Origin of the sequence: Heliomicrobium undosum (assembly GCF_009877425.1) — a bacterium.
In the GTDB taxonomy this organism is placed as follows: Bacteria; Bacillota; Desulfitobacteriia; order Heliobacteriales; family Heliobacteriaceae; genus Heliomicrobium; species Heliomicrobium undosum.
In genome coordinates, this window is sequence record NZ_WXEY01000002.1 from 330,325 (window position 1) to 341,554 (window position 11,230).

8 protein-coding genes are annotated in these 11,230 nt (G+C 54.5%); 2 read left to right on the top strand and 6 right to left on the bottom strand.

Annotation, left to right across the window (positions count from 1 at the left end; all coding sequences use genetic code 11):
* Positions 1 to 61: 61 nt before the first annotated feature.
* From GTO91_RS03760 to GTO91_RS03780, 5 genes are read right to left on the bottom strand one after another with little or no spacing between them, the layout of a single operon-like run.
* Positions 62 to 1,003 carry an ABC transporter permease gene (locus GTO91_RS03760; protein WP_161255013.1) on the bottom strand — a complete coding sequence of 314 codons (942 nt, stop codon included), beginning with the start codon at positions 1,001 to 1,003 and terminating at the stop codon, positions 62 to 64.
* Positions 1,000 to 2,499, bottom strand: coding sequence for a sugar ABC transporter ATP-binding protein (locus GTO91_RS03765; protein ID WP_161255015.1), 1,500 nt, complete (start codon positions 2,497 to 2,499; stop codon positions 1,000 to 1,002). Before GTO91_RS03765 ends, GTO91_RS03760 begins: the two co-directional genes overlap by 4 nt.
* Before the next feature lie 20 nt (positions 2,500 to 2,519).
* A complete protein-coding gene (gene rbsD / locus GTO91_RS03770; RefSeq protein WP_161255017.1) occupies positions 2,520 to 2,912 on the bottom strand; it encodes a D-ribose pyranase in 393 nt (130 codons plus the stop codon).
* The gene (gene rbsK, locus GTO91_RS03775; RefSeq protein ID WP_161255019.1) at positions 2,909 to 3,844 is read right to left on the bottom strand and encodes a ribokinase; all 936 of its coding nucleotides are present in this window, start codon (positions 3,842 to 3,844) and stop codon (positions 2,909 to 2,911) included. Before rbsK ends, rbsD begins: the two co-directional genes overlap by 4 nt.
* Entirely contained in the window at positions 3,841 to 4,842 is a 1,002-nt protein-coding gene (locus GTO91_RS03780; protein WP_161255021.1) for a LacI family DNA-binding transcriptional regulator, read from the bottom strand. The genes rbsK and GTO91_RS03780 overlap by 4 nt, the downstream gene beginning before the upstream one ends.
* Before the next feature lie 262 nt (positions 4,843 to 5,104).
* Between GTO91_RS03780 and typA the strand changes: the two genes are divergently transcribed.
* Complete coding sequence (typA, locus tag GTO91_RS03785; RefSeq protein WP_161255023.1) at positions 5,105 to 6,961, top strand: translational GTPase TypA; 1,857 nt, start codon at positions 5,105 to 5,107, stop codon at positions 6,959 to 6,961.
* Positions 6,962 to 7,304: 343 nt separating this feature from the next.
* Entirely contained in the window at positions 7,305 to 8,633 is a 1,329-nt protein-coding gene (locus GTO91_RS03790; protein WP_161255030.1) for a replication-associated recombination protein A, read from the top strand.
* Between the two features lie 222 nt (positions 8,634 to 8,855).
* Here the strand turns inward: GTO91_RS03790 and GTO91_RS03795 are convergent, their stop codons facing one another.
* Positions 8,856 to 11,171: an RNA-binding domain-containing protein gene (locus tag GTO91_RS03795; protein WP_161255033.1), complete on the bottom strand. Its 2,316-nt coding sequence runs from the start codon at positions 11,169 to 11,171 to the stop codon at positions 8,856 to 8,858.
* Positions 11,172 to 11,230: the final 59 nt, after the last annotated feature.

An 11,230-nucleotide genomic window follows, 5' to 3' on the forward strand; every position in this document is an offset into this window, starting at 1 on the left:
CTCTTTCGTGACTCTTTCGCAACTCGTTTAAGGATACGTTCACAAACAACCCCTTCTCCGCTCACCCCCTTGCGGCATTGCGCCGATCTAACAGCACCGCGATCAGGATCACGATGCCTTTTACCGCCTGCTGGTAGAAAGAAGAAACATTGAGTATGTTCAGGCCGTTGTCGAGCACCCCGATGATCAAGGCGCCCACAAGGGTCCCAAGCACGCCGCCCTGGCCGCCGGAGAGGCTGGTTCCTCCGAGGACGACGGCTGCAATGGCGTCCAGTTCATAGCCTGCGCCGGCTGTCGGCTGGGCTGACATAAGCCTTGAGGTGAGGATGGCCCCGGCAAGGCCGCACATGAGGCCGCTGACGGCGTAGACGAAAACCTTGCTGTAGGTCGCCTTGATGCCGCTGAGCACGGCTGCTTCCTCATTGCCGCCGACGGCGAAGACACGACGGCCCACCGTCATCCGGTTTAAAACGAACCAGGCCAGAAGTACCATGACAGCGGTGATGACGACCGGCGTCGGGATAGGTCCCAGGTAACCGCCGCCAAGGGCATTGAAGCCTTCCTCGACGGCGCGGATGGGGCGTCCCTCCGTGTAAATCAGCGTGGCGCCCCGGAAGAGGGTCATGGTGCCAAGAGTAGCCACAAAAGGCGCGATGCGTCCATAGGCGATCAACAACCCGTTCAGTGTGCCGCCGGCGAGGCCGATCAAGCAGGCGTAGAGCAATACCAACCCCGTATCCATGCCGCTGGCCAGCGCCCCCGCAGCCAATGCGCCGGCGAAGGCCAGGATGGAGCCGACAGAAAGGTCGATCCCGCCGGAGATGATCACGAAGGTCATGCCCACAGCGAGCAGGGTGTTGATAGACACCTGCCTGGCGATGTTCAGGATGTTAGAGGGCGTAAAAAAGCGATCTGACATGAGGGTCAGGGCGATGCAGATCAGGACCAGCCCGATCAGCGGCCCCATCCGGTAGCGGCGGAGTTTGTCCAGCAGGTCTTTCATGGTCTACCTCCCGTGGCGCAACGCATAAAGGATTCTTCCGTCACCGTCTCACGGGTGAAATGGCCGGTGACGCTGCCCTCGTACATAACATAGATGCGATCACTCATGCCCATCAGTTCCGGCAGATCGGACGAGATGAGCAGGATGCCGATGCCGCTGGCGGCCATTTGGTTGATCAACTGGTAGATCTCCACCTTGGCGCCTACATCGACGCCGCGCGTCGGCTCATCGAGGATCAGCAGGCGCGGTTTTGTCTCGAGGCATTTGCCGAAGACGACCTTTTGCTGGTTGCCGCCGCTCAGGTTGCGCACCGGCTGGTCCGTCCCAGCCGTCTTGACGCGCAGGGTCTTGACATAGCCGTCCACCATGCGGCGTTCCTCGGCGCCATCGATGACGCCCAAGCGCGCCCGTTTGTCCAGCGTCGGCAGGGCCATGTTGTCCTTCACGCTGGCGATCAGCACCAGACCTTCGTCCTTGCGATCCTCCGGCACCATGGCGATGCCCTGGGCGATGGCTTCAGCAGGATGGCGAAAGAGCCCGGTGAAGGATTCGCCGCTTCTTGTTTTCAGGCGCAGGCTGCCTTTGACCGGATCGAGGCCGTAGATGGCCCGGGCCACCTCTGTCCGGCCGGCGCCCATCAGGCCGCCGATGCCGACCACTTCGCCGGCGCGCACCGTCAGGTTGACCGCTTTCAGCCGGTCGTTTTGCAAGCCTTCCACTTCCAGGATCGTGTCGCCCGGTTTTACGGGTACTTTGGGAAAGCGATCCTCAACCTGCCGGCCGACCATGAGGGAGACCAGTTCATCGATGGTCGTCTCCTTTATGGTCCGAGTGGCGATATATTCGCCGTCACGGAGGACGGTGACGCGGTCACAGATCGCAAACAGTTCCTCCATACGGTGAGAGATGAAGATGATGGACACGCCCTGCGCGGCGAGGGTGGTCATGATGGAGAAGAGCTTTTCTTTTTCCGTCTCCGTCAGGGCGGCGGTTGGCTCGTCCATGATCAGCAGTTTCGCTTCCTTGGAAAGCGCTTTCGCCACTTCGACCAGTTGCTTTTCGCCGACACTCAACGAATCTACAGTTCGCGTCGGAGCCACCGACAATCCCACCTGGTCGAGGAATCGGCGTGACGCCTCCACCAGCGCCGGCCAACGGATGGTTCCCCAACGAGTGAAGGGGCCTTCGTTGCCCAGAAAGATGTTTTCGGCAATGCTCAACTGGGGAACGAGGTTGAATTCCTGGTGGATCATGACGATTCCCAGGGCTTCCGCTTCGCGAGGCCCTTGCACCGCCAATGGACTGCCGTCAAAGTGGATCTCTCCGCTGTCTTTGCCGTAAATGCCGGTCAGGATCTTCATCAGCGTAGACTTGCCGGCGCCATTTTCGCCTAGCAGGGCGTGGATCTCCCCTTTTTCCACACAGAAGTCGACATCCTTAAGCACCCTGGCGCCTGGAAAGCTTTTGTGGATCGCCCGCATCTCCAAAAGGGGCATGCTCTTATCCCTCCCAGCCGTCAAAAGGCGACGCCGGCATAGAGGAGGATGTTGGCGTAGGGCGTCCACTCCCCTGTCCGGATGACGGCCCGGGCCTGACGGCAACGCGTCTTCAGCGATTCGTGGTTGACGAAGTGCAGTTCCACCGGCTTCAAGCGCCCGGCAATGGCCTCGACGATTTGTTCATTCGGTTTTAACTCTTCGGCAACCGTTGCGTTTTCCACGACCATCTCCGAGAGGATGGCGTCGAGGACCGGCAAAAAGGGCGGCACCCCTTTGGTCACAGCCAAGTCGATACAGGGGACGCCGGGCGGAACCGGCAGACCGCTGTCGGCCACCACCACCAGGTCGCCGTGGCCAAGGCTAGCGATCAGGGCGGCCAGATCGTGATGCAAGATGCCCTGTTTTTTCATGTAAGACCCTCCAAAAAACGATTGACTTCTTCCCTGAGCGGCAGCGATGTCTGGGCGCCCGCCTTCGTCACCGACAAGGCGGCGACGGCGCTGGCGAAGCGAAGGGCTTCCTTCAACGGCTGACCCTCGGCCAGGGCGACGGCGAATCCGGCGACGAAGGCGTCCCCAGCAGCTGTTGTATCGACGACGGGGACGGAGAAGGCGGGGATGCGGCGCATCTCTCTCTCGCCGCTGCTATCACCGCTATCGTTAAGGCCGCTGTCTTTAAATAAGACACCTTTCTCGCCCATGGTCACGATCAGCGTTCCCGTCATTTTCTCCTGCAGGTCGACGAAGTCGCGCGCTGGATCGCCGCCAAGCAGGGCTGCTTCGTGCTCATTCGGCACTAGGTAGGTGACGCTGCGGAGCCAATCCTCAGGCAGTTTTTGCGCTGGCGCAGGATTGAGGATTAAGGGTTTTTTCACAAAGGCTGCCAGTTCAATCGCTTTTCCCACCGTCTCCAGGGGCGTTTCCAGTTGGATCACCACTACGTCGGCGGCGGAGAAATCGTCGGCGCAAGCCTCCAGATCGGCTGGTTTCAGTTGATCGTTGGCGCCGGGGACGACGACGATCTGGTTATTCCCAGCGTCGTCGACGGCGATCAGGGCTACACCGGTGGAACCGGAAACCTGCTTGACCCGCGAGGGTTCCAACCCGTTTTCGCGGAAATACCGCAGCATATCGTTTCCGTAACTATCATCGCCGACAGCGCCCAAAAAGGTCACCTCAGCACCGAGACGGTTGGCCGCCATGGCCTGGTTGGCGCCCTTGCCGCCAGGGATGGTGGTAAACTGTTTTCCCTTGACCGTCTCCCCGGCATGAGGAATCCGCTCGGCATAGGCCACGAGATCTACGTTGATGCTGCCGATGACGAGCAGGCGCGGCTTTATCATGGTTCACCCCTCCTGAAAGAAGACTCCCTGATGTCCAACCGGGGCTCCAGTTCAATGTGTTGATAGTTCTCATTGCCCTTGATTGTCTCCAGCAACAGTTGCACGGCCCGCTCCCCCATCTGGTAGGTGGGTTGGATAACCGTCGTCAGCCGCGGATGGATGTACCGCGTGAGGGCGATGCCGTCATAGCCGACGACAGCTATATCAGCGGGGACGCGCAGACCGGCCTCGTTTAACTGTTCCAACGCCCCGATGGCCATCATGTCATTGGCGCAAAAGAGCGCCTCCGGCTGCGGCGTCATTGCCAGCAACCGGGCCATAGCCCGCTTTCCCCCGTCGAGGCGGTAATCACCCTCGACGACAAGGGCCGGTTCCACCGGAAGATCGGCTTTGGTCATGGCCTGGCGAAAGCCCTCCAGTCGCTGCTGCGCCGAGATGGAGGAAGAGGGTCCGCCGATATGGGCGATGCGGCGGTAACCCTGGGATAATAAATGCTCTGTCGCCAGGACGGCGCCACCGACATTGTTGGAACTGATGGAGTGGATATCTAGCGTGATGGTGCGATCGATCACGACCAAGGACGGCAAAGAGCGGCATTCCTCGGCCAGGCGCTCCTCCGTCAACTTCGTGCTGACCAGGATGATTCCGTCAACACACTGCTGGCGCAGGATGCCCAGGTAGAGGATTTCCTTCTCCAGTTCCCAATCGGAGTTGCAGAGGATCAGGTTGTAGCCGTGACGGTAGGCTTCATCCTCTGCGCCCCGGGCCACCTCAGGGAAAAAGGGGTTGGTGATGTCAGGCAGAATCAGGCCGATCGTCCCCGATCTGCGCGTTACCAGAGTGCGGGCAACGCGGCTGGGGCGGTAATCAAGGGTCTGGATGGCGGCCAACACCCGCTCTTCCGTCTTGTTGTCCACATAGCCGCTGGCATTGATGACCCGCGATACCGTCGATACGGATACGCCCGCAAGGGCGGCGACATCTTTGATCGTGGCCATGGCGCACCTCCGATCTTGACGGTTTCGGTTATGTAGCCACATTCTTATGTAGTCGCGCACGTTTGTGGTAACGTTTCCACATGTTAATTCGGCGTTAATTTCTGAATTCCTCTCCGAGAAAGCCTTTCTAAGAAAAAAATATCACGACCACAGCGATCCCCTTTCGCCCTTTATTTTCACGGACCCTTGACATATCTCCGGCAACCCGTTACGATTTAACATGGCGATATTTGCGGATGTCGAAAAAGGGCATCCTTTTTTTATGAGATTTAGGAGGAATAATTGTTTGAAACGGACAGATCTGCGGAACATTGCCATCATCGCCCACGTCGACCACGGCAAGACGACCCTCGTCGACGGACTCCTGCGCCAGTCAGGCGTCTTCCGGGCCAATGAAGAAGTCCAGGACTGTGTCATGGACTCGAACGACCTGGAGCGGGAACGGGGCATCACTATCCTGGCCAAAAACACGGCCGTCTCCTACCAGGGCATCAAGATCAACATCGTCGACACGCCCGGCCACGCCGACTTTTCCGGTGAGGTGGAGCGCATCCTCTCCATGGTCGACGGCGCCATCCTGCTCGTCGACAGCGCCGAAGGCGTCATGGCCCAAACCAAGTTCGTCCTGCGCAAAGCCTTGGAAGCCGGCCTCTGCCCCATCGTCGTCATCAACAAGATGGACCGCAATGACGCCCGCCCCGAGGAAGTGCTCGACGAGATCCTGGAACTGTTCATCGAACTGGGCGCCGATGACGACCAACTGGAATTCCCTGTCCTCTACGCCGTCGGGCGCGCCGGATGGGCCAGTCTGAAAGCGGACGAGCCGGGAGCCACCCTGGAGCCGTTATTTAAAACGATCGTCGAAAAGGTCCCCTGTCCCGAGGGCGACGAGGACGCCCCTGTGCAGTTGCTCGTAGCCGCCCTCGACTATGACAGCTATGTGGGGCGCGTCGCCATCGGCCGCATCCGCCAGGGCCAGTTGCGGGCCGGTCAGCAGGTCTCTGTCTGCAAGCGCGACGGCGCCATCGTCAAAGGCAAACTGCTCAATGTCTACACCTACCAGGGCCTCAAGCGGGTCGCCACGGAAGAAGCGACCGTCGGCGACATCATCTGTGTCACCGGCATCGAGAACGTTCATATCGGCGAGACCGTCTCTGACCCGGACAACCCCGCCCCCCTGCCGATCATCAACGTGGACGAGCCCACCCTGCAAATGACCTTCCAGACGAACACGAGCCCCTTTGCCGGCAAGGAGGGCGAATACGTCACCTCCCGCCACCTGCGGGCGCGCCTTTATAAGGAACTGGAGAAAAACGTGGCCCTTCGCGTCCAGGACACGGAAGACCCCGATGTCTTCCTCGTCTCCGGCCGGGGCGAACTGCACCTGTCCATCCTGATCGAAACAATGCGCCGCGAAGGCTACGAACTGGCCGTCTCGAAGCCCCAGGTCATCCTGCGCAAGGATGAGGACGGCGTCCTCCTGGAGCCGCTGGAGCACCTGACCATTGACGTGCCCGAAGAGTACATGGGCGTCGTCATGGAGAAACTGGGCACCCGCCGCGCCGAGATGACCAACATGGTCAACAGCGGCAACGGCCAAGTCCGCCTGGAGTTCGTCATCCCTGCTCGTGGCCTGATCGGCTACCGGACCGAGTTCCTCACCGACACACGCGGCTTCGGCATCATGCACCACCTCTTCCACGGCTACGGCGAGTACCGTGGCGAGATCCCGGGCCGCAGCCGCGGTGCCGCCGTCGCCCTCGAAGCCGGCAGCACCACCGCCTACGCCCTGGGCTACCTGCAGGAGCGGATTCGCTTCTTCATCTCCCCCGGCGCCGATGTCTACCAAGGCATGATCGTCGGCGAAAACTCGCGGGAACAGGACATGGACATCAACGTCTGCAAGGCCAAGCACCTGACCAACATGCGCGCCTCTGGCTCCGACGGCACCATCCGCCTCGAACCGCCGCGCGTCCTCTCGCTGGAAGACGCCCTGGAGTGGATCGACGACGATGAACTCGTCGAAGTGACGCCGAAAAACATCCGCCTGCGCAAGCGTATCATGGACATCAACCAGCGGGAGCGGGCGAAGAAGAATAAGGCGTTGGGGATCAACTAAGGGATTAACTTAAGCGCCAGCAGCTAAGGGTTTAGCTAAAGAAGCAACTATTAGGAGCCATTTCGTGTAGGAGCCATTCATGACTTAGGCAAAACATGAAATAAGTGAGAACGGATCAAGCCCTTGGGTCTGACTGACGACCCAAGGGCTTGTTGTTTTTCCGGCTTGGGAAAAGCAGGCGAAACGGTTACAATAGAGATATAGAACATATGTTGCCTAACTCTTTTCGTAACCCTTCTGCCTACATTCCTCACTCGCTTGCATATCTCTCCCTTCGCTTCCTCTCCTCCCCATCATGCTTCTTACCTGACCGCATTCTCTAAATCCGTTAGGAGTTGTTCCTATGGACCTTTTTTCCTATCAAAGTGAAGCTTTAAAAAGCAAAGAAGGCCCCTTGGCCTTTCGCATGCGCCCGCGCAGCCTCGACGAGGTGTCTGGGCAGTCGCATCTGTTAAAAAAAGGCTCCCTCTTTCGTCGCATGATCGATGAGGACAAGCTACAGTCCTTTATCCTCTACGGGCCGCCGGGAACGGGCAAGACGACCATCGCCCGATTGATCGCCCAGACGACCGAAAGCAGCTTTGTCACCCTCTCCGCCGTCACGGCCAACACGAGTGACATCAAAAAGGTGGCCAAAGAGGCCGAAGAGCGCCTTTCCTTCAACCAGAAGCGAACGATCCTTTTCATCGACGAGATCCACCGCTTCAACAAGGCCCAGCAGGACGTGTTGCTGCCGATCGTGGAAGACGGCACCCTGATCCTGATCGGCGCCACAACGGAAAACCCGCTTTATGAACTGAACGCCGCCCTCCTCTCCCGGTTGCGCGTCTACATTCTGCAACCGTTAAAAGAGGAGGAACTGGTGTCGCTCCTGAAGCGGGCGCTTACCGACACCGAACGAGGCCTCGGCCTACAGGAGAACGTCCTTACGGAAGAAGCTCTTGATATGGTCGTGCGCGCCGCCAAGGGAGATGCCCGGGCTGCTTTGACGATCCTGGACATGGTCGCAGGAGTTCACGGTGATGCCGAGCAACCGATTGAAGCTTCTGAAGTCACAGAGGTGACGGGCCGGGTCGCTGTCTACTACGACAAAAAAGGCGACCGTCACTACGACACGATCTCCGCCTTCATAAAAAGCATCCGCGGCTCCGACCCTGACGCAGCCCTCTACTGGCTGGCGGTCATGTTGGAAGCCGGCGAAGATCCTCTCTTCATTGCCCGCCGCATTGTTATCCATGCTGCCGAAGACATCGGCATGGCCGACCCGATGGCCCTCGTTGTCGCTCAGGCGGCTGCCGAGGCCGTCAAATTCGTCGGCCTGCCAGAGGGGCGCATCCCCCTGGCCGAAGCGACTATATACCTAGCCTGTGCTCCTAAGAGTAATGGTGCCAAAGATTCTATCGACAAGGCGTTACGAGCCGTGCGGGAGGCGAAACGCATTGAGGTCCCCCGCCACCTGGCAGACACGTCCCACTCTAAAGCTGGCGATCTGCTGGGCAACGGTGTCGGCTACAAGTACCCACATAATTACGGGGGTTATGTCCGGCAAAACTACCTGCCACCGGAAATGGAGAACGCCCGGTTCTATACCCCCTCGGAGAATGGTCGGGAGAAGCAGATCGGGCGTTGGTTGGAGGAATTGCGGGGCGGTTTGAGGGCACCTTCGTTATAATCTCATCAATTTCTTTACGAAGAGTAGTAAATAAAAGTAGACAGAAAAGGAATTCCGAATGCGATTAGTATGAATTTTATATTCTTAATCTGTTCTAGCACTTATTTGGTTAAACAATTAATGCAAATCTAGAGAGCCAAGCTGAGTACGCATCAAGACCGTTACCTATTTGGCTTTAAACTTTATCTTTCGACAGTGGTTCTTTTCATCGTGTCCAACTAATTACTTCACTCTTTTTGCCATAGTCTTCTTTTCAGCAATTAGCTTTTCAATGCTATCATATAGTTTAATTGTCCTTTTATTTGAACCTGGCAAACGTTCTGCTTCATTAATTAAATTAATAGCTCGTTCAAGGTTTTCTCCCCATTGGTAAATATTTTGAGCCATTGCAGTTAAAGTTAATTTTCTTTGTCTAGGGTTGGAATCGCCGATTATTTGTAGTGCTTTACTGTACGTTCGATCGGCACCGGAGTATTGACCAATTTTACTCTGACAAAAGGCCATCATGTGAAGTATGTACGGATCGTTTTCGTTTAACGACAATGCTATACTCAACTTTTCAATTGCTCTTTGCCAATCACCTTCTTGTTTAAGAGCCTGTCCCCACATTTTCCATACTACTGCATCTTTTGCAGTAGGTTTCAGTATTAATTTTGTCGCCCTTTCAAAGTACACATACGCTTGAGCTGAATTCCCCGCGTTTAGTTCAGATGTTGCTCTGGTGTAAAAAACATAAGGACTTTTATCATAATAACTTTCTGCTTGGTCAAAAAGAGATCTTCCTTTATCATAGTTACCAGCAGAGTATTCCTCAGCAGCAGCCTTCGCTAATCCAACAGCCAATTGTTCTGCTTCATCCTTACCGTGAAATAAACTTTGTAAATAATCTACTATTGCTTTAGCGTCCTGCTGTCTAAATTGCATTTCTCTATATCGTGCTCTCACCGCACTTTCATAGTCACGGTTTTTAACAAGCTCAGAAAAAGCGAAAGATGCAGTTATCGGAAGAACAGAATAGGTGATTCCACTTGAAGTAGCATTTGTTAAAAATAAAGAACTTTGGATTAACCCGTTAAGAGCTTTATTCGTTCTATCACGATCCCATTCGGCGAGATGCATATAGTGTTCAATACTTAATGGTTCTTGAGGTGATAATGCAGAGAGCTTAAGAATCAATTTTTGATCTTCCGACAATAGATTGAACATATTTCTAAAACTAAATTCTAATATTTGCTCCGGAACGATCGGAACCTCTTTGTTCAATTGACTTATAAAAGACGTAGATTGCTGAAGTCTCACTTGTCCGACCAACCACAGTATTGCTAATGGCAATCCACCGGAAGTTCTGACTATGCTATTAATACTTTCTTCATCTGCTAACTGCAGCAAATTCCATGTTTCTAACAAACGATGCACTAATTTAACGGAGTCAGTCTGTGCTAAACCCGTTAAACGAATTCTATCTTCTCCTGTCTCTGGCTGCCGTCTCGAAGTGACTAACGCTCTTGTAGGCTGGGGGAGATTTTTTAGAAAGTCGAAGACCCTTGGATCATCGACTGTTTCCAAGTTATCCAAAAAAAGAAGGGATTCTGTTGATTCTAAAAGCTGCTTTGCCATTTCAATCCTGACCTGAATTGGACTGCACAAGTCCTCTTTGAAGCCAGTAGCTTCTAGTATAGCATCTACCACAGAATCAATCCCAATAAGTTCTGGTTTCAATGGTAGTATTCGGTTTTCACTAAGCTCACGATTTTTTGCTGAAACAGAAATGATTGTTTCAAAACGTTTTTCCCGATATAGTTCCCAGACAATTTCCGAAGCTAGGGCAGTTTTTCCGACACCCCCCAGCCCCTCAATTGACGATATCCACCACCTGTTTCTAGAATCTAAACTTTGAAAAACAGTTTCTCGATCTCGGTCACGCCCAATTAAAGGTTCTGGCTTCGGAGGAAGGCGAAAACCATACTCTACTACATTCCAATTTGACGGTTCTACCTTTGGGAGAGAAACTGCTGTTTCACCCCATATAGCTTCAATATGACTGTCCGTTGTTGCGCGACATGTCGAATCTGCCGATCTAATAAAAATGTCTCCCTGTCTAAACATTATATCTCGACCTATTTGCGGCCCATTTTTCTTCATTATTACCGGGCGTCCCGTACGTGGTGGAACATATATCAAGCCTAGTGGTTTTCTACACAATGGAATTCTACAGACCCTGTAAATGATTCCAAAGCGTTCCCCTATATAAGAACGAATAATGTCATTTATATGTGTTTGTGTGATCGACGTTAATATAGTCTCATCAACACCAGTAATGTCCCATGTTTTATCTTTAACCCCTATTAATATATATCCACCTTCTTTGTTATGGAACGCCGCACAATCACGAGCAATCTCTGCTTTTGCCTCACTTGAAGTTAGGTCTATTTTTTCTTTGTAATCCCATAGCTCGCACTCAAATTTTCTTGTCGCTAACTCATTAGCTAAAGAATCATCTACGCGTCCGTTTCTTATTGCTTGTCTAATGATCTCCATACCTTTTCTCCCTTCCTTACAAAGGTTGTATTTCTTTATTCTACATATTTTTCATATCT

Excerpts from the sequence above, each read along its gene's own strand:
- rbsK (WP_161255019.1), bottom strand. The coding sequence starts at position 3,844 with ATGATAAAGCCGCGCCTGCTCGTCATCGGCAGCATCAACGTAGATCTC.
- GTO91_RS03760 (WP_161255013.1), bottom strand. The coding sequence starts at position 1,003 with ATGAAAGACCTGCTGGACAAACTCCGCCGCTACCGGATGGGGCCGCTG.
- GTO91_RS03780 (WP_161255021.1), bottom strand. The coding sequence starts at position 4,842 with ATGGCCACGATCAAAGATGTCGCCGCCCTTGCGGGCGTATCCGTATCG.
- GTO91_RS03790 (WP_161255030.1), top strand. The coding sequence starts at position 7,305 with ATGGACCTTTTTTCCTATCAAAGTGAAGCTTTAAAAAGCAAAGAAGGC.
- typA (WP_161255023.1), top strand. The coding sequence starts at position 5,105 with ATGAGATTTAGGAGGAATAATTGTTTGAAACGGACAGATCTGCGGAAC.
- GTO91_RS03765 (WP_161255015.1), bottom strand. The coding sequence starts at position 2,499 with ATGCCCCTTTTGGAGATGCGGGCGATCCACAAAAGCTTTCCAGGCGCC.
- rbsD (WP_161255017.1), bottom strand. The coding sequence starts at position 2,912 with ATGAAAAAACAGGGCATCTTGCATCACGATCTGGCCGCCCTGATCGCT.
- GTO91_RS03795 (WP_161255033.1), bottom strand. The coding sequence starts at position 11,171 with ATGGAGATCATTAGACAAGCAATAAGAAACGGACGCGTAGATGATTCT.